Consider the following 24,529-nt stretch of genomic DNA (forward strand, 5'->3'; position numbering starts at 1 on the left):
ATTACCCGAAATGGCGGCCTTTTTCGTCCCTTTTTTTGGGAAATCAACACGCCTATATCAAATGCAACATTTTGCCTGTTTCAGACGGCTTAGCCGGATTATTCTTGTATTTTATACAACAATCCTCCCGAAGACTGAGCTATCCATGAATCAAAGTTGTAAAACGTACAACAATTTTGTCTTTAGTGCTTCTAAAGTGTCCACATTTAGCCGGCAACGAATCACGCGCATGGAATTGATGTATTCCGCCAGTCCTACAGCGATCATTCGGTAACTTGTCGGGTTGTTGTCTATAGTGCGGCCCAGATAGATTGGAGTTGAAACTGTAATGCAGGTTATTGCTGTTTCATGTTCCCGACAGACCGGCTCAATCCGAATAGTAATATTGTTCTATCAATCCCTTAAATCCGTTCATGGCTGCGCCGCGGTTCCCTTGTTATTCTTATCTTGTAAGCGATATCAATGCAAAGAGGTGAATTCCTTGTGGCGCATTTCCCGGCTCCCCTGAACACTGCCGCAATGCCGAAGAGCGCATACAGAGCTAAGGTGTGGAAACGCATATGGAGCATGCGTGTCCTGTATCTCATGCTGCTTCCCGGTGTGGCCTACTACATTATTTACAAGTATGTACCCATGTACGGAGTGCTGATTGCCTTCAAAGATTATGACATTTTGAGCGGGATTGTGCGCAGTCCGTGGGCAGACCCCTGGTACAAGCATTTTCAGTTTTTTTTCGAATCGCCTTATTTCAGTCAATTGCTCACGAACACCTTCCTGATTAGTCTGTACAAAACAATCTGGGGAACGATTCCTGCCATCGGCGTGGCTTTGCTCATTCATGAAGGCCGCAGCCTTTGGCTGAACCGGATCGTACAAACGCTGAGCTATATGCCCCATTTTCTGTCCTATGTCATTATCTACGGCATTGCAATTGCCTTTCTGTCGGAAACCTCAGGCCTCGTCAACCGCTGGGTGGTGGAAGCGGGCGGGAACGGTATTCCGTTTCTGACCTCGACAGCGTATTTCCGCAGTGTGCTGGTGGGAACCGATGTCTGGAAGGATCTTGGCTGGGGGGCAATCATTTATCTGGCGGCCATGTCCAGCATTGATGCTACTCTGTATGAAGCGGCCCGCATTGACGGCGCGGGAAGGCTGCGCCGGATCTGGCATGTGACACTGCCCGGCATCCGCTCCGTGATTATCCTGCTGCTGGTGCTGAAGGTCGGCTCCGCACTGGATGCCGGTTTCGAGCAGATTTACATTATGTACAATCTCCAGGTAATGCCGGTGGCAGATATTATTGATACCTGGGTATTCCGGGTAGGCCTGGAGCAACTGAATTTCAGCCTGGCGACAGCGGTCGGATTGTTCAAATCCTTGATTGGACTTGTGCTTATCTTCCTGTCTAATAAGCTGGCCCGGAGATGGGGGGGCAATCTATGGTAAGCCACGGAAACGAACGCTATTTCGATTATTTCATTAATATCCTGCTGATATTGCTGGCCGTGATTTCCGTCTTTCCCCTGCTGTATGTGTTCGCCGTATCCATTACACCCTACAGCGAAGTGCTGCGCAACGGCGGTTTCGTGCTGATTCCCCGCCGGATTACCTTTGAGGCCTATAAGGCGCTGTTTGGAATGGATGCTATTCCCCGCGCCTTCCTCGTGACCAGCTTCGTTACGGTAATGAACACACTGATCAATCTGGTCCTGACAGTGCTCATGGCCTATACCTTGAGCCGTAAGCATCTGGTGGGCCGCAGCTTCTTCATCTTCCTGATCGTGTTCACCATGATGTTCGGCGGCGGTTTGATCCCGACCTACCTGGTCGTAAAAGGAACCGGCCTGCTTAACACGGTCTGGGCGATGATTATTCCCGGGGCGATGTCTACCTGGAATGTGCTTGTGGTCAAAACGTTCTTCGAAAGCCTGCCCGAAGAACTGTTCGAATCGGGACGGATCGACGGTGCGGGCGAATTTACAGTGCTGCTGCGGCTGGCCCTGCCGCTCTCCATCCCGGTGCTGATGACCATCGGCTTGTTCTGTGTCGTAGGCAGCTGGAATACCTTTTTCAGCGCCGTCTACTATATTACTGACCCCGGCTTGAATCCGCTTCAGGTCATCATCCGCGGTCTGTTATTATCCTCCGAGCAAATGGAATATAATGCGGACATTGTGCTGCCGACAACGACCTTGCAGATGGCTTCGGTAGTGGCGGCAAGCCTGCCGGTCATCGTGGTCTACCCCTTCGTGCAGAAGCATCTGACCAAGGGCATGCTGATCGGTGCCGTGAAGGGTTAACGGATTGTTCCCGGCGCTGTTCAAACGCTGGCAGCGCCGACTCAATACAACATTTGTTATACGAAAGGGGAGTATCACTATGAAACACAAGAAGCGTATTCCTGCTGTACTGGCCTGTGTATTAACAGCGGGCCTGCTGCTGGCCGCCTGCGGAGGAAGCCCGCAGTCAGATTCTTCCTCTACGGAGGGGCCAGGCTCATCAACAGACGCTCCGGCGGACGCCCGGGCGGAGAAGGTAGCTATCGAGGTCATGCGGGTAGGCTGGAACACCACCACCCAGATGCCCAAGGAACAAGATAACTTCGTGAAAAAGACGCTGGATGAGAAACTCAATATTGATCTGAAAATGACGCTGACCTCTTCTGCGGATGAATTCATTCAGAAGCTGAATATCCGGGCGGCGGGCAGCGACCTGCCCGATGTGATCCTCTTCAATGGACGGAATGAGTTCCAGGAATATGTCAAGAAGAACATTCTGCTTGATCTGGAGCCGTATAAGGAGAAATTGAAGCCCGCAGCGGATGCCATCGGAGACAATGTGTACAGCCGGGTGGAGGTTAACGGCAAGCATTACGCCATATCGCTTAATCCCCAGAGTAACTGGAATTTATTCTGGGTGCGCAAGGATTGGCTGGATAAGCTGCAGCTGCCGGTTCCTGAGACCCTGGATGAAGTGTTTGAGGTTGCGAAAGCGTTTACCGATCAGGACCCGGACGGGAATAACAAGAAAGACACGTTCGGGATCACAGGCAGCCTCGGCACTCTGGTCCATTTGATCAACCTGCAGCATGGCGTCGCCGACGCGCTGTATATCAAGGACGGGAAGATGGTCAACGGCATGTTCGAGCCGGAAATGAAGGAAGCGCTGGCTTATACTCAGAAGGTTCTGAATTCCGGCGTGGTTGATCCGGAGATTGCCAGCAACAAGGGCGACAACGCCAAAGACAAAGCATTCCAGGGCAAGGCCGGCATTATCATCAGCGACTGGACGCAGATTATGAAGGACAATGAAGTGGAGAAATGGAAGGGCGCCAATCCGGATGCGGAATTCCTGATGCTGAACAAGCTGCAGGGACCCAAAGCGGACATCCTAGCCGCCATGGATAAGTCCAGCGTATCCGGCATCGTAGCCATCTCGCGCCAGGCCGCCCAAGACGAAACCAAGCTGAACCGCATTTTTGACCTTATCAATTATACGGCCTCCGGTGAAGGCTCCGAGCTTGTGCAGTTTGGCCAGGAAGGTGTACATTTCACCAAAGAAAACGGTAAGCCGGTGATTACGGACCGGTCCGCAGAAGCGGCCTTTACCTGGGTCTACCAGCTGGCCGGCCGGCCGGAAGCGGAATATCTGAGCACCAAATTTGCCAAACAGATTGACTATATTCAGGCGAGCGAGCAGGTTGAAGTGCTGGATACCTACAACGGGTTTGTTGTTTTCCCGCAGAACTACAACGCAGCCGACGCCGACCGCTTCAAGAATGAGGAAATGCTCAAATTCCAATACGGCAAAACAAAGCTGGAGCAATACGACAGCTTCCTGGAGAAGCTGAACACGACCTTCAAGTACCAGATCTTCCAGGACAGCGCAATGAAACAGCTGCAGGAGCTGGGTTATGCGGAATGAACAGGATAAACCTGCGGAGGCCGGCAGTTGTGATATACTGTAGCATGAATTTACGGTAACGATAACCGGGAGGGAAGACGATGGGAGGCTGGAAACACATATGGCCACAAAAGTTCAGAAACCGCTTATTTGCCGCTGTTGTGATCTTCCTCCTGCTGCCCTTTTTCCTGCTGCAAATCTATAATTACCGGATGATGGAACGGACCGTGTCCCGTGAGTTTCAGGAAAAGGCAATCGAGCAGCTAAACGTGGTTAACGACGCCTTGAACAACGAGATCAATAAAGCTTTCCTCTATTATGTGTACCTGGAGCGGGACCCTTATACCCGCTCCGTATTGCTGTATCCGGGACAATTCAATCCTGCGGAGAAAGCGGTATTCCTGCTAAGCACCGCCCGTCCGGCATCGCTGGAGCTGCCCGCCCAGATTACCGTCACGCTGGCTGACCGGTCCGGCACGGTGTACCACACCGACGGGCTTGTGCAGACCGGGCTGGAGCATGCCGATTTTGTCTCGGAGAGCGGGTTTGCCGGACTCGGTGCGGAGGGAGACTCCTTCCGCTGGGTGACCGGCGAGGATTTGTCCATGTATGCTGTATTGCTCGATAAATGGCAGCAGCCGTTCGGTTATCTGCGGATTAATTTTTATTATGACGGCTGGCTTGCCGAAGCGTCGCGGGACCTGCTGCTCCAGCAGCATTATGTATTGATGGACCAGGGAGGCCAGCTGCTCAATTCCTCTGATTACTTCCGGGCAGTGGACCGCACGGCCATCCAAGAAATGATCCGCGTTCCGGAAAGAGAGGAACCTATGCAGCGGGTTGATTATGAGAGCTCGTCGATTCTGACGATCAGCCCGCTCTACAATCTGGATTGGTATCTGGCAGCGTCCATGCCGCTGAATACTTATCTTGGGAATATGAAGGAACTGCGGGAGCAGAATTTCAATTTCTCCCTGCTGTTGTCCGGCGGCTTCCTCCTGCTTACCTTCCTCATCGCCGGTGCCATGTCCCGGCCCATCGCGCTGCTCCGGCGCAAGATGGCGTTATCCGCACAGGGGGAATTGAATACACGGGTGGAAGAATCCTTTTTCCATGGAGAGATGAGGGATCTGGCGGCCACGTTCAATACGATGATGACGGATATCGGCGGATTGCTGCAGAAGCTGAAGCTGGAGGAACGGCAGAAGGAAGCGCTGCATTACCAGATGCTGACCGCCCAGATGAATCCGCATTTCCTGCTGAACACGCTGAACACGATCAAATGGATCGCCTATGAAAAGGAAGAGGATGAACTCGCAGAAATATCGATTTCCTTGGGCAAATTGCTGGAAACAAGCCTGTACTCGGATGTAGAGCTGATTCCCTTGCAGAATGAGCTGGATCTGTTGCAGGCGTACGTATATATCCAGAATATCCGCTATGAAGGCAAAGTAAGGGTCACTCTGGATGTGGAGGAAGGGCTGGCCTATGCTCTTGTTCCGAAGCTGGCGCTGCAGCCGCTGATGGAGAATGCCTTCAAACACGGCTTCTCCACGCTGCAGGAGGATGCCCGGGTCTCTGTCCGGGCAAGGAGATCGGGACGCACGCTGATTCTGGAGCTGGAGGATAACGGTGTCGGCCTTGCCCGCGCCGGGGAACACCCGGAGCTCCGTACGCGCAAGGGCATCGGAATCGCCAACATCCGCCAGCGCCTGCAGCTGCTGTTCCGGGAAGATGGCAGTCTCGTTCTTCTGGAGGGGGAGAAGGGGACAATGGCACGCATCACCATCCCGTTATTGATTGCAAATCCTTTCCAATTCGGAGGTGCAGAGCATGTGGAAAATTCTTCTGGTTGAAGACGAGCCGTTTGTCCGGCGCAAGCTGCTTAAACTGGTGGACTGGGAAGCTTATGGCTTCAGTGTGGCAGGGGAGGCTTCCGACGGAGAGGAGGCTCTGCAGCTGATGCATCAGCTGAGACCCGATCTTGTCATTGCCGACATTCTTATGCCCCGCATGGATGGCCTGGAATTGCTGCGGCAGACGCGCCATGCCGGGCTGGACAGCCGGTTTGTCATGCTGACCTGCATGGGTGAGTTCGAATATGCCCGCAAAGCGCTGGAGCTCGGAGCCAGCGGGTATGTGCTCAAGCTGTCGCTGAGTATCCCGGAGCTGCAGGAGATACTGCTTAAGATCGGCGAAGATTTGTCAGCCTCGCGCAGGCAGCGGCATGCGCTGCTGGGGCAGGCGTTCGACCGCTATTATCCCCTCGTCTGGGAGGCGGTGAAGTCGGGGCAGGAGACAGCGCCGCCAGCGCCTCCGGCATCTTACCGGCGGCTGCTCATGATCTCCTGCATCGGGACCGCCCGGCCGTTGCTGGAAGCCGTTCTGGAGGCCTGCCCGCCAGACACCTGGATGGAGGAGGTCTGGACCGGTTCTTTTACGGCAGACGGCTGTACGACCTGCTTCTTCTGGTCTGACGGCAGCCTTAGGCTGCCCGGCAAGCTTGCAGTGGGCCTGCCCGTTCCGGCTGTGGCCTGCGGCGGTCCGGTTCCGCCCGGTCTCATCCATGCGGAGTGGACCCGGCTCTACCGGCAGCTAAACGACCTCTGGTACGAAATTAAGGGCGAAGCTCCGGCAGACGGCAGCGGAGCAGAGTCCGCGTCTACATCTGCCGCAAGGGAGGATGTGGCCGGAGAGCCGAAGCTTCCGCCTATATGGGTCATGGAGAAGGAGATTGTTCTGGCCTTTGCCCAGCGGCGGAGCGCGGATATGCAGCGTACGGCCTGCGCGATGTGGGGAACGCTGCGGGCAAGCCGGCTGCCCTTCTCCCGGGTGATGGAGAAGGCGGAACGCCTGGTGCGGACCTTTGCCGAAATCGGCAACCCTCCTCCGTCCGGTGCCGCTCAGCGTCTGCGCGAAGCGGCCACCCACCGGGAGCTGCTCGCTTGCTTTTTGGGTGTGGCGGATGAAATGCAGGTGCGCATGGCCGCAGCAGAGGGGATAACAACCAATCATCCCGAGATTAACCGCGTGCTGGAATACATCCACAGCCATTTTGCCGAGAACATCACACTGCGGGCGGTCGCCCGTTATGTTGCCATGGAGGAGCATTATCTCAGCGGGCTTTTCCGCCTGAAGACAGGGGAGACCCTCATTAACTACCTTCAGCATGTGCGCGTGAAGAAAGCCCGGCGCTTACTCCGCGAGACAGACTTAACCGTTAATGAAATCGGCCGCAGCGTCGGGTTCCCGAACGATAATTATTTTATCAAAACGTTCAAGAAATGGTCCGGACAAACCCCCGGAGCCTACCGCAGGGATGAAAGGATGGGCGGAGACGGCACCCCCGCCTTCGGGGAGGCCAGTCTAGATTCCGAGCGCACTTAGCAGGGGCCATGCAGCAGAGTTATTGCAAAAGGCCCCCTTATTTTCGCCAGGTGCAAAAATAAAGAAAGCGCTGTACAACTTTTTATAACACGTGTTATACTCTCGGTGAGGTGCTGATATATGGGCAAAAAAAGAGTGACCAGCTTTGACGTAGCCAAGCGGGCGGGGGTGTCCCGCAGTGTGGTATCTGCTGTGCTGAATGATACTCCCGGCATCGGGGTTGGAGCGGAGACGCGTGAAGCCGTGCTGGAAGCCATCCGCGAGCTGAATTATCATGTGGACGCCGGGGCGCGCAGCATGAAGACGGGAAAAAGCATGACGCTTGCCGCTTTCGGTGATACGCGTCATCCGCTGTTCACCCGGCTGCTGGAAGGCATGCAGCGGGAGTGTGAGCTCAGCGGGTATCATATTCTGCTCTGCTCTCCGCGCCATAAGGGGAACGCCAACGGCAGGGCCGAGCTGCTGGAGCTGTATCACCAGCGGAAGATTGACGGGATTGTGACGCTGGATCATACCAGCTACCACGATGAGGAGTGGGCTTCCCGCATAGGGAATGCCGGAATCCCTTATGTTTCTGTGGAAGGGTATGCAGAAGTACCCGGTGTGTTTTCCGTGCTGGCCGATTATTCGGGCAGTGTGGAGACGGCGCTGAATTATTTGCTGCGGGAGGGTACACCGCAGCAGCCCGGCCCGGTCTATGCCGAGGTATACCATGAGCATAGTGCGGATAACTGGGCAGAGCGGAACCGCCGCGATGCCTATACCGGCTGGTGCAATGCACACGGGATGAAGCCAATCGTGATCCGGCTGGAGGAACACCATGGCGACTGGACAGCGTGCCTGCAGAGGTTGGCGGATAGCGGTCCGCAGCATGCGCCGCTGCTGGTTAATTGGTCAAGCGCGATTCCCGACCTGTACCGGGCGGCTCACAAGCTTGGCCTGCGCATTGGTGAAGACGTGCGGATCATGGCGGCAGATAATACGATTCAGGGCCACCGTCTTAGCCTGCCGTCTCTAAGCTGCGTAGAAATCCCTTATGTGAGTATGGGGGAGGAAGCTGTGCGCTGCTTACATATGCAGATGAACGGCGGGATGGGAGCAGGACAGGCGGACAAAATCTGGCTTCCAGCAGTATTACGGGCAGGAGAAAGCGCGTAACTGCGCTTGGTATGAAGGGGGGGCTGGGACGATGTAGCTTTAGCTTTCACATAGTCTGAGCCGGCTGAGCTAACAGGCAATATGCCTTAAGCAGCGATTCACTTTGTAGTGGCAGCTTATCCTAATTACCAGGGAACGGTACCATCCTTAAGCGGATGGACCGTCTTTTTGCCCGCTTGATAACACGTGTTATATAAAAGGAGGAGAATCGGAATGGAAATGTTCTGGACTGAAGAGAAGCTTGCGCTGCGGTTGAAAGAGCTGGAGGGTTACCGGTACCGTGAGAGTGTATCGCTAGATGAATGGGCGGTTACTGATGATCAGGAGGGAGACAATGGTGTCTATCCGTCCGCACCGGAAGGAGACAAGAAGCTTCGTATAGGAGATTACTGGACCGGCAGTGACGTATATTTGTGGCTGCACCGCAAAATAACCGTACCCGCAGCTTGGCAGGGGAAACGTATTGTAGGTATATTCGATTTCGGCCGGACAGGCGGAGGGAACAACAGCGGCTTCGAATCCCTGCTGTTCCTGGATGGCAAGCCGTATCAGGGCGTGGATTCCAACCACCAGGAGGTGTTTCTTGAAGCAGATGCCGCAGGCAGGGAGCTGGATTTCACTTTCCGCTTATGGTCAGGCCTGAACGGAGACGGGCAGCTTATCCCCCAGGAGCACCGGATCAAGCAGGCTGAGCTGGCATATCTGGATGAAGCGGCCGACAATCTCTATTATACAGGCCGGGCGGCACTGGGTACTTTCAAGCAGCTTGCCGACAGCCAGATCGAGAAGCATGAGCTGCTGATGGCATTGAACCGCTCGTTTAACAAGCTGGACTGGTCAAGGCCCGGCAGCGCGGATTTCTATGCATCAGTCCAGGAGGCCGAGAAGAGCCTGCTTGAGGCCCTGGCCCTGCTGGAGCAGCAGCATCCGGTTACGGTAACCGCGATCGGTCATACCCACATTGATGTGGCCTGGTTATGGCGGCTCACTCATACGCGGGAGAAAGCGGCCCGCTCCTTCTCTACTGTGCTCCGGCTGATGAAGGAGTTCCCGGAGTACATCTTCCTGCAGACCCAGCCGCAGCTCTATGCCTACATCAAGCAGGATTATCCGGAGATTTATAGCGAAATTAAGCAGCGGGTGGAGGAAGGCCGCTGGGAAGCCGGAGGTGCAATGTGGCTGGAAGCGGACTGCAATCTGACCAGCGGCGAGTCGCTGGTGCGCCAGATTCTGTATGGGACGAAATTTTTCCGCGAGGAATTTGGCGTGGACTGCAAGTATCTATGGCTGCCGGATGTGTTCGGCTACAGCTGGGCGCTGCCGCAGATTCTGCGCAAGTCGGGAATTGACACCTTCATGACGACCAAGATCAGCTGGAGCCAGTATAACCGCATGCCGCATGATACGTTCCAGTGGAGGGGGATTGACGGTAGCGAGGTGCTGACCCACTTTATCACCACACCCGAGGCTCCTGATTCCAGCGCCTGGTACTATACGTATAACGGCCTTATTGAGCCTTTCTCTGTGCAGGGGATCTGGGACCAATACCGCGACAAGAACCTGAACCGTGAGCTGCTGCTCTCCTACGGGTATGGCGATGGCGGCGGCGGTGTAAACCGCGAGATGCTGGAGATGCGCCGGAGGCTGGATACCATGCCGGGGCTGCCGCAAGTGAAGCCGGGCCGGGCGGATGACTATTTCGAGCGGCTGCATGAAACGATAGAAGGCACCGATCAATATGTGCATACCTGGGACGGGGAGCTGTATCTGGAGTTTCACCGCGGGACTTACACCAGCCAGGCTTATAATAAAAGAATGAACCGGAAGCTTGAGCTGCTGTACCGCGAGGCGGAGTGGCTGCAGATACTCCTTGCTGCGGAGACAGGCGGATATGCACAATATCCTGCAGAGTCGCTTCTGGAAGGCTGGCAGATTATTCTGCGCAACCAGTTCCATGATATTATCCCTGGCTCCTCGATCCATGAGGTCTACCAGGATTCACGGCTGGAATATGCCGAAGCAGAGCAACTGGGCCGGGCTGCGCTTAATGCTGCGGCTGCGGGACTCGTCAACCTTAACAGCCCTGATGCTGCATCAGCGGGTGAGGATGACCCGGCGTATACCGCGTCACACAAGGACTACACGCTGTTCAACAGCTCCCTCTTTGGAGGTCCCCGCCTGGCAGCCGTCCCTCACAGCGCAGAGAATGCCGTCTGGAGTGATGCCGCCGGCAACCTGCTGTCCGCCCAGCGCTCCGGCAGTCAGTGGCTGGTCGGGGTAGAAGATGTTCCGGCGATGGGCAGTGCAGTGATCCGCGCTGCACAACCCGCCGCTTCCGGAGAGAATACGGAGCCCTCCGTTCCTTTTACCTGGCAGGATTCTACGCTAACTACCCCTTATTACATTCTGGAGTGGAATGCAGCGGGGCAGCTGAGCCGGATCTTCGACCGCAGAGAAACCCGTGAGGTGCTGGCACCGGGCGAATGCGGCAACCTGCTGCAGGTATTCGAGGATAAGCCGAAGATGTATGATGCCTGGGATATCGATCTGTATTACCAGGAGAAAATGCGGGTGGTGAGCGATCTGCGCTCTGTAGAGCTGACCGAATGCGGCCCGCTGCAGGCGGTGCTTGAGTTCACCTGGCAGTACATGGATTCCTCGATCACTCAGAAGGTTAGGGTATATGCCGGAAGTGCACGGATTGATTTCGAGACCCTGGTGGACTGGCATGAACAGCATCAGCTGATGAAGGTAGCTTTCCCTGTTGCGGTTCGCGCGACGGAAGCTACCTATGATATCCAGTTCGGGAATGTGAAGCGGCCGACCCACTGGAATACGAGCTGGGATTATGCGCGGTTCGAGAGCGTCGGCCACCAGTGGGCGGACTTGTCGGAGCGGGGCTATGGCGTCAGTCTGCTGAACGACTGCAAATACGGATACGACATCAAAGATCACACGATGAGGCTGTCGCTGATCAAATCGGCAACCAGCCCGGACCGGCTGGCTGACCAGGGCGAGCACCGCTTCACGTATGCCTTGCTTCCGCATAAAGGGGATTGGGCTTCGGCTGGCACGGTGCAGGAAGCCTGGGCGCTGAATAATCCGCTCCTCGCTGCAGAAGGGGGTTATGCCGCCGGTAACGGCAAGTCGTTGATCACCTGTGATGCCCCGAACATTGCCGTCGATGCCGTCAAGCTGGCCGAGGATGGCAGCGGATGTATCGTCAGACTGCATGAGTACACCGGAACACGCAGCACGGCGAATATCGGCAGCGATTACTCCGCCGTCTCCTGGCAGCTGCGCGATCTGATGGAGCGCCCGCTGGAGACCGGGGTGGTGGACGGACCGGCTATCCGCCTTGATTTCAAACCATATGAGATTCATACGCTGCATGTTGTCTTTGCCTGAGCGAACACTAGGCAGAATGCGGTTAGTGTATAAAGCAAAAGCAAATGATCCCCGGACTTTGGGGATCATTTGCTTTATTCTTGAGGCTATTGCATAAAGTACAGATATATTGATTTACAGCTGCTTAATCAGCTCTTCCAGCTCATCCATCAAACCTTGTGCAAGTTCAAAGTTAGCAGCTTTCAAAGCCAGCTCGATTTTCGTTTCAACAGCTTTTTTATTTTGTTCCAGTTCCAGATAGTCCTTATCGAAATGCCTTGCATAGATCATCTTTTTGAATTTCTTGATCGTCATTTTTCTAATCGTCTTGCCGTCAATGATCAGAACATAATCCATCCCGTTTACCACCGAATAGAAATCATGCGAAATCATGAGAATCGCACCTTTATAGTTCTGGATAGCGTTCTCCAGTGCGATTTGTGTATAGGTGTCCAAATGGCTTGTCGGCTCATCAAGCAGCAGCACGTTCGCTTTACTGGCCGAAACTTTAGCTAACTGAAGCATATTTTTTTCGCCGCCGGATAAAGATTCTATCTTCTGATCAAGGATTTCTCCCTCAAAGCCGTAGCTTGAAAGATGCGATCTAATCTCATCATACGTTGCGAACCCGGCATCGATGAATTCCTCCAGGATGGTATTAGAGTCCTTCAGCATTTCACCTTGAAGCTGAGATAAATAAGTCACTTTAGCATCCGGATTTACTTCTATTGCATCATGATTATTCCTATAAATCTCCCGGAGTAATGTCGTTTTCCCGGTGCCGTTTGCACCGATAAGGGCTACTTTATCCGTAGATTTGATCTCAAAGTTAACATTCTCTAACAGCAGCTCATCAAAGGAAACGCTATAGTTATTAACAGTTATAACAGTCGTGTCTTCCAGTTCATGATCGATACTGAAACGGATATCCGGCTGCTTAATCTCTACGAATGGAGCTTTAATTCTGCGTGCTTCCAGTCTTTCCTGAAATTTAACTCTGGCTTTTAGCGCTCTCCCTCTGGAGGCCTCAGAATTATAAGTTGCGATTGCTCTAAGGTTATTGACGATGTTCTCGTTTCTCGCAATTTCTTCCTCTTCAGCGATGGCGAGCTCCTGCAGCTCAATTTTGGTTTGCAGCAAGGAGAAGTTGTAATCAATATACCGCCCGTCAAACTCCTGGATCTCCTTGTTTTCAAGGTGCAGGATTTTGTTGAAGCAATGATTGAGCAGATAGCGGTTGTGCGTAACCACCAGCAGTATGCCTTTGTGGGCATTAATAAGATTCTTAAGCGAATTTAGGTTGTCAAAATCTAAAAATACATCGGGCTCGTCCATTATCATGAAGTCCGGACGGCTGAGCATTTCCTTCATTACTTGAATGAGCTTGAATTCCCCGCCGCTCAGGTCAGATACCCTGACATCCTTTAGCTTCATGAGGTTTGCCAGATTTAGCTTCTTATTAATATTGCTTTCGTAATCATTCCCGTCCATAGCATCGAAGGCGTCTAGCGCCAACTGATACCTTTCCAGCAGCGAATCCATATCCGAGGAGGTTTCCATTTCAGCCAAAATAGAATTTATTTCATTTTGTACTTTAATAAATTCTTCGCCGATATATTCAAAAACGGTTGTTTCTTTAGTTTTTTCCGGTTGGGAGAACTGGCTTACATACCCGATGCTGCAAGCGGGATCTATCTCTAACCTGCCCTCAAACAGATATTTTTCCGGGTCCATCAGAATATCGGTCAGTGTACTTTTCCCGCTGCCGCTTGTTCCAATGAAAGCACAATGCTGTGCGGCTTCAAGCGTAAAGGAAATATCTTTATATAGTTCTTTTTGCGGAAATGAGAAGGATAAGTGTTCTGCTTTTATCATAGTGTTACCTTTCTTTCTAACTAAATTTGTGACTATTTTAGGATATATTGAAGAGCACAGATGTTGAGTTTACCGTTGATAGCCTAACACTATTTACAAATAACATCAATCATTCCGCGTTAAAGTTGTTCCTCCCGGCTCCGGCCCCTCCGGATGCTTCCTGCCGGACGCCTGCCGGTAGCTCCCCGGAGTGGTGCCGATAATCCGCTTGAACACCAGATTGAAGGTCTTCGGGTCATGGTAGCCGACCTGCTCCGCAATGAGCTGAACGGGCGCTTTGGGCTGCTGAACCAGCAGCAGGCAGCTTTTCTGGATCCGGACATTCTGCAGGTAATGATGGAAGGTCTGCCCGGTATGCGCCTTGAACAGCCGCTGAAGATGCCTTTCACTCCAGTCAAAGCTGCGTGACAGACGCTTCAGGGTGATTTCCTGCGCGTACTCCTGGTTGACATAATTCAGAATCTGCAGGAATTGCGTCTGCTTGTTCAGCGGAAACTGGACCTCGTCATGCCTGAGCCGGTAGATACTTATCAGCAGTTGAATGAACAAGGTCAGCAAATAGCTGCCCGCGCCGGTCTGCGGAAGATGAACCTCCCGGTGAAGCGCCAGAAACAGGCTCTCGATGGAACCGTTCAGATCCGTTACGGAGAATGCGGGCAGCTGATGATTGCGGATCTGTTCCAGGTAGGAGGCAATCGGCGGGTCCGGAATCAGGGCGGCAAGGCTGTCCAGCAGCTCCGGCTTAAACAAACAATTGTACACCACGAGCGGCTCACGGAGCGGGCCGGGTGAAGACGGACGGAAGACATGGGAGACTCCTACGGGAATATAGTACAGCTGGCCCTTGCCGGTCTGCTGAGCCTGCTGCCCGATATAATGAAAGCCCTTGCCTTCGGCAACGAACGTCAGCTCTATGAAATCATGGGTGTGAAGCGGAAGATCATAGTTCTCGGTAGCGCGGTTCACATATAACTGGAGATTGTTCTGGAAGAAATACTCTCCTTTTAGCGTATGATTGGCCGAATGCATCAGTTCACTCCTCTAAACAACAGAATGTCCTTTTTACCCCGGTGAAATGTCCATATTGCAGGTCATTTAAATGCTGCGGAATTCTATAATTGTAATAGAAAGCGTTTCATATTTATAGGGGCAATCCCAGAAAAGACGGGGTGTAATGAAATGATAGCTGTTCATAAATTACGTGTGGAGTACAAAGACAATCCGCTGGGGCTGGATGTCCGTTATCCAAGAATCAGCTGGCAGCTGGATGTGGATGAGCGGGATGTCATGCAGCAGGCGTATCAGCTTCAGGCAGCAATGGATCAGGACTTCGGAAGCACGGTATGGGATTCGGGCAGAGTGGAGTCCGGACAATCCCTGCATATTGAGCTGAAGGAGCTGCAGCTGCAGCCTAAGCAGCGCTATTATTACCGGATCAGAGTATGGGATCAGCAGAACCGGCCTACAGAGTGGTCGGATACCGCCTGGTGGGAGACGGGCCTGCTCTCGCCGGAGGATTGGGAGGCAGAGTGGATTACAGCGCCGCTGGCTTGCCTGGATGTCCAGGCAGAGCAGGCTCCGCTGCTGCGGCGGAGCTTCCATGTAGACCGGCAGGTCACCCGGGCCAGAATGTATGTGACCAGTCTCGGTCTCTATGAAGTGGAGCTGAACGGTACAAGAGTCGGCGAGGATTATTTGACCCCCGGCTGGACCAGCTACAGCACCCGCCTGCAGTTCCAGACCTATGACATTACAGGGCAGCTGGCAGTGGGGGACAATGCGGTTGGCGCCTGGCTGGGGAACGGCTGGTACAAAGGAAACCTGGCCTGGGATAACAAAAAGCATGTGTTCGGCGACCGCACGGCCCTGCTGATGCAGATTCATCTCATCTATGCGGACGGGGTGGAGCAGATCATCGGAACGGACCCGGGATGGACAGTATCGCCCGGACCGCTGCTGATGTCGGAGATCTATCACGGCGAAACCTATGATGCCCGTCTGGAGCAGACCGGTTTCAGCAGGGCGGAGTACGATGACCAGTCATGGATGCCTGCGGAGATCCTTCCGTACACCAAGGATATTCTGCTGGCCCAGGAGAATGTTCCTGTGAAGGCTGTAGAGGAACTGATACCTATAGCAATCATGCGCACTCCGGCCGGGGAGACCGTGCTGGATATGGGCCAGAATATGGTCGGCTGGATGCGCTTCACCGTCGAAGGTCAGGCTGGACAGGAATTTCAGCTGCGGCATTTCGAGGTGCTGGATCAGGAAGGCAATGTGTACACAGATAACCTGCGGGCGGCCAGACAGACGGTTACGTATATTGCCAGAGGCGGAGGCCGGGAGAGCTTCCGGCCGCGTTTCACATTCCAGGGCTTCCGGTATGTGCAGCTGATAGGCTTCCCCGAGAACCTCCCGCTGCAGGATTTCACCGGGGTGGTGCTGCATTCGGATATGGAGCCGACCGGCAGCTTTACCTGTTCCAATCCGCTGCTGAATCAGCTGCAGCATAACATTCTCTGGGGGCAAAAAGGCAATTTCGTCGATGTGCCGACAGACTGCCCGCAGCGCGATGAACGGCTCGGCTGGACCGGGGATGCGCAGATGTTCATCCGTACGTCGGCGTATCTGATGAATGTAGCTCCCTTTTTCAGCAAATGGCTCAAGGATCTGGCGGCCGATCAGCTGGATAACGGCGGTGTTCCGTTCGTAATTCCCCACGTGCTGGATGAGAATTCCCATTCTTCTGCTGCCTGGGGCGATGCGGCTGTCATCTGTCCGTGGACGATTTATCAGTGTTATGGCGACAAGCGGATTCTGGAGCAGCAGTACAGCAGCATGCAGGGCTGGGTGGAGTATATCCGACAGCAGGGGACGGATGAATTCCTGTGGAATACCGGCTTTCATTTCGGAGACTGGCTGGGCCTGGATGCCAAGCCGGACAGCTACATCGGCGCTACGGACAGGGACTATATCGCGACTGCCTTCTATGCCTATTCTGTAGAGCTTATGGGTAAGACTGCGGCAGTGCTGGGCAGAACAGAAGATGAGCAGTACTATTCACAGCTGCATGCGCGGATCAAACAAGCTTTTAACCGGGAATTCATCACGCCTGCCGGACGGATAAGTGTAGCTACACAGACGGCCTGTGTGCTGGCGCTGATGTTCGGTCTGGTGGAGGGTAAGGCGGAAGAACGCACGGTTGCCAAGCTTATAGAGCTGCTGGAAGAGAGCAAATATCATCTCACCACAGGCTTCGTCGGCACGCCTTATCTGAATCTGGTGTTGGCTGGAGCGGGGCATTATGATGCTGCCTACAAGCTGCTGCTGCAGACCGATTACCCTTCCTGGCTGTATCAGGTTACCCGGGGGGCGACGACCATCTGGGAGCATTGGGACGGGATTAAGGAGGACGGCAGCTTCTGGAGCAAGGATATGAACTCGTTCAATCATTATGCGTATGGGGCGATTGGTGATTTTCTGTACCGCTGTGTTGCCGGCATCGAGCAGGTGGAAGAGTATCCGGGTTATAAGCAGTTTCTGATTCAGCCGCATCCGGGAGGCGGACTGACTTCGGCTGCCGCCGGGCTGGAATCTATGTATGGAGAGATCCGCTCCGAGTGGACGATTGATTCCGGCAAAATAGAGCTGGTGACCGTAGTTCCGCCGAATACCTCGGCTACTGTACTGCTCCCGGACGCTTTGCTGACGGGTGTGCTGGAGAACGGGCAGGAGCTTCAGGCGGTCCGCGGCATTCATTCTGCCGAGCAGCTGGAGCAGTCGGTGAAGATTACGCTCGGCTCCGGTGAATATAGATTCGGATATGCCTTACAAAAGTAAGCGGTATAGCAGAGTTCCTGGGGAATGACGGGACTCTGCTTTTTGTTGATTAATAGGAAATTATGAAATTCGTCTGTTGAGGATAAATTTCATTGGAATTTGGTTGGATCATTCAACTTCTGGTGTGTGGTTTGATTCGCCCTTAGGACGAATTTGTTCTTATGCAGCCAGTAACTAGCGTGAAGTGCATAGCATTTAATTGTATTTTCTGCAGTTAAAAGACGACGAGATTCCGGATTTTCCGGTTTAACTGTATTCTGTACAACTAAAAAAGCGGTGAGTCCCCTTTTACGAAATATGTGGATTTTTAAGTGTAGAAAGTGCAATTAAAACCCTCACAGCGCAATAATCGCCCGCTTTAGTTGTACAAAATACAGTTATAGCTTAGTCGGCGCGAATCCCGGCACAGCCAGCTGTCCATGCGGTGAGCCCGGGACTAATCCGAAAAATTACCAGTTCAAGCTATCAAGCTATATAGTCACATTGCGCTATACAACCAGGGAATGATCCTCCAGGAAGCGGATGAATTCCCGCATGCATTTACTGATGTAACGCTCCTTGTTCCAGATCAGCACGACATTCCAGGGAATAGACGGATTACGCAGCGGCAGAATGCGCACATTCTGATTGGATACCTTCTCACAGAGCGGCTCAGGCAGAAAAGCGATGCCCAGATTGGCCGACACCAGCTCGACCAGCAGATCCCATTGAGCGCTTTCATAAGCGATATTGGCTTCAAACCCTGCGCTGATGCAGGCTTCGATAATATGCTGCCGCATGGCGAACCCCTTGGCGAACAGGATCAGCGGCTCTTCCCGGAGATCGGTCAGCGAAGCCTCTTCAAGTGCCCCCAGCGGATGTGACTTATGGACAACAATTGCCAGATTCTCACGGACAAAAGGCTTGATTCCGAAGCTGCCCTCCCGGACGGGAAGCAGGACGGCGCCCAGATCAATGCTGCCCTCCAGCACCATATTCTCAACATTCTTCGAGCCCTGTTCAATGAGCTCGAAGGAGATGTTGGGATATTTTTTTTGGAATGGAGTCACGACTTTGGGGACAAAAACGGAGCTGATCACCGGGGGAAGGCCAATCTTGATCGTACCGGTCTTAAGGTTGCTGATGTCGTCCAGCGTCATATGCAGATTGTCCACTGCGGCAATAATCAGCCTGATCTGCTCCATCGCCGCTGTTCCGGCATCGGTCAGCCTGACATATTTGCCCGAACGGTCAAACAGGATGACACCAAGCTCGTCCTCCAGGCTCTTAACCATCTTGCTGAGGGTGGGCTGGGTCAGGTGAAGCTTCTCCGCCGCCTTGGTGATGTTGTGCAAATTGGCCACTTCCAGCACGTATTTCAGGTTCCGCACATCCAAAAGTAAGCGCCTCCAATCTATGATATATTTTCATGGTTTGCATGCGATGTCTGAATTTTACCCCTAAAAAAGCGCGTTGTACACTGTATACATAAAGACATCCGCATCACATTTGTCAATGGGCTGCAGCAAAAAAACAGGAGGGGTTCGGTGTGGGGAAAGTAACGACGCTTGAAGAAATAGGCGAACTTGTGCATGACGGTATGACCATTATGGTTGGCGGTTTCATGGGAACCGGAGCACCTGATGCACTGGTAGGCATTCTGATGGACCGGGATATCAAAGACATTACGCTGATCTCCAGCGACACGGCTCTGGTCGATACAGGAGTAGGCCCGCTGGTCTTGGGCCGGCGGCTGAAGAAGGTGATCGCTTCGCATATCGGCACCAACCCGGAGACGGGCAGACAGATGCTCGCCGGGGAGCTGGCGGTGGAGCTGGTGCCACAGGGTACGCTTGCCGAGCGGGTGCGGGCCGGCGGTGCAGGGCTCGGCGGCATTCTGACGCCGACAGGAACGGGGACGATGGTCGCCGACAACAAGCAGACGCTGACCATTGAGGGCAGGGAATTTCTGGTGGAGCTGCCGCTGCGGGCGGACGTTGCCCTGCTGAAAGCACACAAAGCGGATAAGTCGGGCAATCTGGTGTACCGCAATTCGGCGCGCAATTTCAATCCGCTGATGGCGCTGGCCGCCGATCTGGTCATTGTTCAAGTGGATGAAATTGTGGAAACCGGGGAGCTTGACCCCAATATTGTGGTTACGCCGGGTGTCCTGGTCGATAAAATCATCTGCTATAAGGAGAGTGAATAACATGGATACGAAAGAGCTGATCGCACGCAGAGCGGCAGTTGAACTGCATGACGGGGACGTAGTCAATCTGGGCATCGGGCTGCCGACGCTGATCCCGGATTATCTGCCGGCAGGCATCAACATTATTCTGCAATCGGAGAACGGCTATATCGGACTTGGGCCGGTGCAGGATACGATCATTCCCGATCTGGTCAATGCAGGAGGCAAACCGGCTAACATTCTGCCCGGGGGTTCCTTCTTCGACAGTGCCACTTCCTTTGCGCTCATCCGCGGCGGACATGTGGATGTTACCATTCTTGGCGGGCTGGAGGTAGACGCGCACGGCAATCTGGCCAACTGGATGGTTCCCGGCAAAATGGTGCCTGGCATGGGCGGCGCCATGGATCTGGTCACGGGTGCAAAAAAAGTTATTGTCGCCATGGAGCATACCTCCAAGAACGGTGCTTCCAAAATCGTAAGCGACTGCACCTTGCCTCTAACCGCGCGCGGCGCAGTATCGATGATTATCACGGAGCTGGCGGTATTCCGTTTCACCCCGCAGGGGCTGGTGCTGGAAGAGCTGGCTCCAGGCGTTGAATTGGAAACGGTTACAAATAGAACGGGTGCAGCGTTTACGGTTTCTGCGGATCTGTCTCCCATGCGGAATATCCCTTCGAATGAGGTGTTGTTATGAATACAGCCCAAGAAATTGTCATTGTCAGTGCGGTGCGGACGGCACTCGGCACCTTTGGCGGAAGTCTTGCCGGAATTGCCGCTGTAGATCTGGGGGCGCTGGTCATCAAGGAGGCGCTGCAGCGGGCGGGTGTTGCTCCGGAGCAGGTGGATGAAGTCATTATGGGCAATGTGCTTCAGGGCGGGCTGGGCCAGAATCCGGCGCGTCAGGCGGCAATGAAAGCGGGCATTCCGGTTGAGGCCTCCAGCCTGACCATCAACAAGGTCTGCGGTTCAGGCATGAAGGCGGTCCACCTGGCTGCGCAGAGTATTATGGCGGGAGACAGTGAGATTATTGTAGCCGGCGGGATGGAAAATATGTCGAAAGCGCCTTATGTGCTGGATCAGGCCCGTTACGGCTACCGCATGGGCAACGGTACACTGATCGATACGATGGTAAGTGACGGCCTGACCTGCGCGTTCAACCAATACCACATGGGGATCACGGCTGAGAATGTCTCCGAACAATTCGGGATCAGCCGCGAAATGCAGGATGCCCTGGCCGCGTCCAGCCAGGAGAAGGCCGTGCGCGCCATTGAAGCAGGCCATTTCAAGGAAGAAATCGTGCCTGTAGTCATTCCGCAGCGAAAAGGCGATGCCATCATCTTCGATACCGATGAGTTTCCGCGGAAAGGAACAACGGCCGAGAAGCTGGCAGGCCTGCGCCCGGCCTTTAAGAAGGACGGCAGTGTAACCGCCGGGAATGCCTCGGGCATTAACGACGGTGCTGCGGCGCTGGTCATTATGTCGGCGGAGAAAGCTGCGGCGCTGGGGCTGAAGCCGCTGGCGCGTATCCTGTCTTACGCGTCCGGCGGTGTGGATCCTTCCATCATGGGGATGGGGCCGGTACCGGCAACGAAGAAGGCGCTGCAGCGGGGCGGCCTGACGATCAGCGACATCGATCTTATCGAGGCTAACGAGGCGTTTGCCGCACAGATGCTGGCGGTAGGCCAGGCCCTGGACTTCCCGGAGGAGAAGGTCAATGTGAACGGCGGGGCCATCGCCCTGGGCCATCCCATCGGTGCGAGCGGCGCAAGAATTCTCGTAACACTGGTACATGCACTGAAGCAGCGCGGTGCACGCACCGGACTTGCCACTCTGTGCATCGGCGGCGGGCATGGCGTCACGACGATTATCGAGCGGTTATAGAGCAAAGATTGCGCGAAGATAGAGCGAAGATTGAGCGAAGATAGCGAAGATAGATCGGATATATGCTGCAGACATCCGCGAAGGCGGCATCCTTGCCAGGACGATCAGAAGGTTTGTGAAATAGGGAACAATATTGTTGCAGGCAAAGCTCCTATATCCGGGGCTTTGCTTTTTTTGAAATATTACGCCAGAATTTATATGCTTCGCATGATAACTTATCCTTCTATTTCTCGCTGAAACGCACCGTCCTTTAAAGGACGGTGTAGCCGTTCCCACTTGATAGCAAACTGTCAGACCAGCTTCTCCTCCCTGGATCCATTTCTCCTGAAGCGGACTGAGATTCCTCTATTTCTCAAAAAAAACTGTAATATGAGATGAAGCGGACTGAGATTCCGTTATCTTATTCATTTGAACCCGAAAGACGGCATTTCGGGTTATATAAGCGATTCTGAGTCCGATTAACCGGCAATTTCGCCGAATTTACACAAATAACGGATTCTCAGTCCTCTTCGGTGACGGACAAGTTATGAAGATTGCGGCAAGATATCGTTTTCTTAGCATAACTACATCAAATCAGAGCTAGCACGGTACAGGCTTTAAGGGGCTTGACCATGGAAGTTCTAGTAATGACAAACTCTAGTAACTGGAGCCTTGTTTATATTGACTTTACGGCCGGAACACGTAACATCAAGACGCATCCGCGGTGCCGGGCCTCCAGAGTAATGATGAAGAACTACCCGTTACGACGTTATTGCACTGAAACCTCAAACTTCGTGCCGGCATCCCCGGCGAACACAATCGATCCTCCCGCAGGCAGCGTGATCTGATCCTTGCCTCCGATGATACTGAAATAGATGCATGTTCCCTTGGCATCATAAATGGCGAAGGAGGCTTTCGAGGGCATACTCACCTTGATGTTCTTGCCCCCGTCTTTGTCGCTTATCGTATACCACCTGGCGTATCCGCTGTGCGGAATCGTAACGTTTGACTTCTTAGAGACGCTGACGGGCTTCACCGTGTCCTCATTCACCAAGATGATTCCGCCCATCTTTAGGTATTCAACGCCATCTTGTGTAAAGAACGTAAGACCGGAGAGATCCCGCCCGCTGTTTCCCGGAATTTGCAATTCGGAGACGGCCGTATTTAGGCCGGTTATTCGCTTATCGAGCACGTACCCCGGCAATTGACTCGACACATTCAGTTGGCTGGATGGCAACACCAGATAAGCAAGCGACGTGTACTTCTCATTGAGCAGATAATACTTTTTGCCTATGCGCTGACTCCATGCTTCCTTGGTCTCTACCGGAAGATCTTGGGGTTGCAGCTTCTCGGCATTGTACATGGATATAGCTACATGCCCAAGGCCTAACACTAAAGCGTATTGACGAATCCATAAGTAGGTACGGCCGTTCTCCTCTATCACGAAGCTGATCATCGCATTTCCGTCCGAACTATGGAACATGCCGTCCGCCGAATATTTGAAGATCTGGTTCAAATTACTTGATGGCTGCTCCGAACTAATAGACATAACGCCCCCTTCGGATATTTTGACTTTCATCGTTGTACCGGTCGCGCCATAACTTCCTGAATACTGCAGCATGGACTCCGGCATATCAGCTTTTACCGGCGCACCGTATGACTTCTCAGGTTTCAATTCAGCAATTGTGCCTTTCTCCTTCAAAGCCTGAAGCAGGATTTCCCTGGCCAGAAGCTGATCGTAAGTGCTATTTCCGCCGGAAGAGACAACAGCTGCCGCTATGTCCTGCCCGGGAAGCACGACGAGCGATGAGTGATAGAGAACTGTGTCACCGCCTTTGGTCAGTGCCTTCATCCCGTATTCACCGAAAGGGTACAGATGGACACTGTCCCAGCCGAGACCGTATCCGATGGTGTTGTCCGCATCGTCAGGCCAGAGTGGCGTCTTGTACTCGTCTTGTGCCGTGGCCGCAGCCGATTTGCCGGCCAATACTTCTTCCGCTTCTCCCGTGAAAATTTGCGAGAATCGGGCCAAATCTTCCGCTGTGGAATAAATGCCTCCAGTTCCGATCAGGTTGACCGTCTCGCCCGGAACCTGCCCTGTATAGGTAGGATAATAGAGCCCCGCCATTTTTGCCCTATCCGGGGAATCGAGCGGCGTCTTCGTATTGAACATATCCAGGGGTTCCGTAATATACCGGTGGATATAAGAGGTAAAGTCCATGCTGCTGACGCGCTCGACCAGAATCTCGGCCAGTGTGAATCCGTCATTGCAGTACACTGAATAAGCGCCCGGGTCCGCCTTTAAGCTCTGACCGGCCAGTTGCCTCAGCAGTGTGTCGTGGGCGTAGGTATCGTTATCTTCGAATAAAAAGGCGTTCGTCATCGACGATCCGTTCAGCCCGGAAGAATGATTCAGCAGCATTCGCGGTGTAATCTGCTTGTAGCGTTCATCCTTCATAGTAAACTCGGGGATATACTGGACGACCGGTGTATCCAGACCGATTCTTCCTTGGCCGGCCAGCTGCATAACGGCAACCGTGGTAAACATCTTACTTGTTGAACCGATCCCATACATCGTATCTTTCGTGAGCGGATTCTGTCCCTGCTCATCATTCTTGCCGGATTGGCCGGATACGGTGATGTTACCATGATCGATAAGGGCATATTGCACGCTGTTCGTGTCGTATGTATTTGTGAGGCGATCTGCTTTTTCCTGTGCAGCTTTCCGGGTGATTTCGTAAGTGGGTTCAGCTTGCTGTGGAGGCGAGTCCGCTTCCGCCGTTGACACGACTTGCGGAGCAGCACTTGACAGGGTTACCTCAGCCGTATTCAGTGCTTCTGCTACGTTCTGCATTTCAGCCACTGGTGTGTTGTCATTGCAGGCGGTTAGTAGGAGAAGCAGACACAAGAATAGTACAGCTGCGGTTCTCCACCGATTTCTTATCATTTGAA

The 24,529-nt window shown here is 53.5% G+C and carries 15 protein-coding genes; 11 read left to right on the top strand and 4 right to left on the bottom strand.

Annotated features, from left to right (window positions below):
- Positions 1-519 precede the first annotated feature (519 nt).
- From MHI42_RS31465 to MHI42_RS31495, 7 genes are all read left to right on the top strand, one after another.
- Positions 520-1,446: an ABC transporter permease subunit gene (locus tag MHI42_RS31465; protein WP_342421745.1), complete on the top strand. Its 927-nt coding sequence runs from the start codon at positions 520-522 to the stop codon at positions 1,444-1,446.
- Positions 1,440-2,300, top strand: coding sequence for a carbohydrate ABC transporter permease (locus MHI42_RS31470; protein ID WP_342421746.1), 861 nt, complete (start codon positions 1,440-1,442; stop codon positions 2,298-2,300). Before MHI42_RS31465 ends, MHI42_RS31470 begins: the two co-directional genes overlap by 7 nt.
- Before the next feature lie 79 nt (positions 2,301-2,379).
- Positions 2,380-3,924: an extracellular solute-binding protein gene (locus MHI42_RS31475; protein ID WP_342421747.1), complete on the top strand. Its 1,545-nt coding sequence runs from the start codon at positions 2,380-2,382 to the stop codon at positions 3,922-3,924.
- A gap of 80 nt (positions 3,925-4,004) precedes the next feature.
- Positions 4,005-5,759, top strand: coding sequence for a histidine kinase (locus tag MHI42_RS31480; protein ID WP_342421748.1), 1,755 nt, complete (start codon positions 4,005-4,007; stop codon positions 5,757-5,759).
- Positions 5,737-7,290, top strand: coding sequence for a response regulator (locus MHI42_RS31485; RefSeq protein WP_342421749.1), 1,554 nt, complete (start codon positions 5,737-5,739; stop codon positions 7,288-7,290). The genes MHI42_RS31480 and MHI42_RS31485 overlap by 23 nt, the downstream gene beginning before the upstream one ends.
- A gap of 120 nt (positions 7,291-7,410) precedes the next feature.
- Positions 7,411-8,448: a LacI family DNA-binding transcriptional regulator gene (locus tag MHI42_RS31490; RefSeq protein WP_342421750.1), complete on the top strand. Its 1,038-nt coding sequence runs from the start codon at positions 7,411-7,413 to the stop codon at positions 8,446-8,448.
- 219 nt (positions 8,449-8,667) lie between these two features.
- Positions 8,668-11,856 (top strand): alpha-mannosidase, encoded by a 3,189-nt coding sequence (locus MHI42_RS31495; RefSeq protein WP_342424843.1) that lies wholly within the window; start codon positions 8,668-8,670, stop codon positions 11,854-11,856.
- 114 nt (positions 11,857-11,970) lie between these two features.
- On the opposite strand, the gene MHI42_RS31500 is transcribed toward MHI42_RS31495, so the two are convergent.
- Together MHI42_RS31500 and MHI42_RS31505 are read right to left on the bottom strand one after the other, a co-directional pair.
- Positions 11,971-13,710, bottom strand: a complete 1,740-nt coding sequence (locus tag MHI42_RS31500; protein ID WP_342421751.1) for an ATP-binding cassette domain-containing protein — start codon at positions 13,708-13,710, stop codon at positions 11,971-11,973.
- 105 nt (positions 13,711-13,815) lie between these two features.
- Positions 13,816-14,739, bottom strand: coding sequence for an AraC family transcriptional regulator (locus MHI42_RS31505; protein ID WP_342421752.1), 924 nt, complete (start codon positions 14,737-14,739; stop codon positions 13,816-13,818).
- A 150-nt stretch (positions 14,740-14,889) separates the two neighbouring features.
- On the opposite strand from MHI42_RS31505, the gene MHI42_RS31510 reads away from it, so the two are divergent.
- Entirely contained in the window at positions 14,890-17,550 is a 2,661-nt protein-coding gene (locus MHI42_RS31510) for a glycoside hydrolase family 78 protein (RefSeq protein WP_342421753.1), read from the top strand.
- A 488-nt stretch (positions 17,551-18,038) separates the two neighbouring features.
- Here the strand turns inward: MHI42_RS31510 and MHI42_RS31515 are convergent, their stop codons facing one another.
- Positions 18,039-18,920 (bottom strand): LysR family transcriptional regulator, encoded by an 882-nt coding sequence (locus MHI42_RS31515; RefSeq protein ID WP_342424844.1) that lies wholly within the window; start codon positions 18,918-18,920, stop codon positions 18,039-18,041.
- Between the two features lie 158 nt (positions 18,921-19,078).
- Here MHI42_RS31515 and atoD point away from each other — a divergent pair, with 158 nt between their 5' ends.
- The 3 genes from atoD to MHI42_RS31530 are packed head-to-tail and all read left to right on the top strand — an operon-like array spanning position 19,079 to position 21,598.
- Complete coding sequence (gene atoD / locus MHI42_RS31520; RefSeq protein WP_076245753.1) at positions 19,079-19,738, top strand: acetate CoA-transferase subunit alpha; 660 nt, start codon at positions 19,079-19,081, stop codon at positions 19,736-19,738.
- A gap of 1 nt (position 19,739) precedes the next feature.
- Complete coding sequence (locus MHI42_RS31525; protein ID WP_042138826.1) at positions 19,740-20,411, top strand: 3-oxoacid CoA-transferase subunit B; 672 nt, start codon at positions 19,740-19,742, stop codon at positions 20,409-20,411.
- Positions 20,408-21,598, top strand: coding sequence for an acetyl-CoA C-acetyltransferase (locus tag MHI42_RS31530; protein ID WP_342421754.1), 1,191 nt, complete (start codon positions 20,408-20,410; stop codon positions 21,596-21,598). The genes MHI42_RS31525 and MHI42_RS31530 overlap by 4 nt, the downstream gene beginning before the upstream one ends.
- 748 nt (positions 21,599-22,346) lie before the next feature.
- Here MHI42_RS31530 and MHI42_RS31535 read toward each other — a convergent pair.
- Positions 22,347-24,431 (bottom strand): serine hydrolase domain-containing protein, encoded by a 2,085-nt coding sequence (locus MHI42_RS31535; RefSeq protein ID WP_342421755.1) that lies wholly within the window; start codon positions 24,429-24,431, stop codon positions 22,347-22,349.
- Between the last annotated feature and the right edge of the window lie 98 nt (positions 24,432-24,529).

Origin of the sequence: Paenibacillus sp. FSL E2-0178 (assembly GCF_038593005.1) — a bacterium.
Taxonomy (GTDB): Bacteria; Bacillota; Bacilli; order Paenibacillales; family Paenibacillaceae; genus Paenibacillus_AQ; species Paenibacillus_AQ phytohabitans.

What these genes read in the sequence shown, in the direction of transcription:
- MHI42_RS31465 (WP_342421745.1), top strand. Translation starts at nt 520, where the DNA reads ATGCCGAAGAGCGCATACAGAGCTAAGGTGTGGAAACGCATATGGAGC.
- MHI42_RS31470 (WP_342421746.1), top strand. Translation starts at nt 1,440, where the DNA reads ATGGTAAGCCACGGAAACGAACGCTATTTCGATTATTTCATTAATATC.
- MHI42_RS31475 (WP_342421747.1), top strand. Translation starts at nt 2,380, where the DNA reads ATGAAACACAAGAAGCGTATTCCTGCTGTACTGGCCTGTGTATTAACA.
- MHI42_RS31480 (WP_342421748.1), top strand. Translation starts at nt 4,005, where the DNA reads ATGGGAGGCTGGAAACACATATGGCCACAAAAGTTCAGAAACCGCTTA.
- MHI42_RS31485 (WP_342421749.1), top strand. Translation starts at nt 5,737, where the DNA reads ATGTGGAAAATTCTTCTGGTTGAAGACGAGCCGTTTGTCCGGCGCAAG.
- MHI42_RS31490 (WP_342421750.1), top strand. Translation starts at nt 7,411, where the DNA reads ATGGGCAAAAAAAGAGTGACCAGCTTTGACGTAGCCAAGCGGGCGGGG.
- MHI42_RS31495 (WP_342424843.1), top strand. Translation starts at nt 8,668, where the DNA reads ATGTTCTGGACTGAAGAGAAGCTTGCGCTGCGGTTGAAAGAGCTGGAG.
- MHI42_RS31500 (WP_342421751.1), bottom strand. Translation starts at nt 13,710, where the DNA reads ATGATAAAAGCAGAACACTTATCCTTCTCATTTCCGCAAAAAGAACTA.
- MHI42_RS31505 (WP_342421752.1), bottom strand. Translation starts at nt 14,739, where the DNA reads ATGCATTCGGCCAATCATACGCTAAAAGGAGAGTATTTCTTCCAGAAC.
- MHI42_RS31510 (WP_342421753.1), top strand. Translation starts at nt 14,890, where the DNA reads ATGATAGCTGTTCATAAATTACGTGTGGAGTACAAAGACAATCCGCTG.
- MHI42_RS31525 (WP_042138826.1), top strand. Translation starts at nt 19,740, where the DNA reads ATGGATACGAAAGAGCTGATCGCACGCAGAGCGGCAGTTGAACTGCAT.
- MHI42_RS31530 (WP_342421754.1), top strand. Translation starts at nt 20,408, where the DNA reads ATGAATACAGCCCAAGAAATTGTCATTGTCAGTGCGGTGCGGACGGCA.
- MHI42_RS31535 (WP_342421755.1), bottom strand. Translation starts at nt 24,431, where the DNA reads ATGCAGAACGTAGCAGAAGCACTGAATACGGCTGAGGTAACCCTGTCA.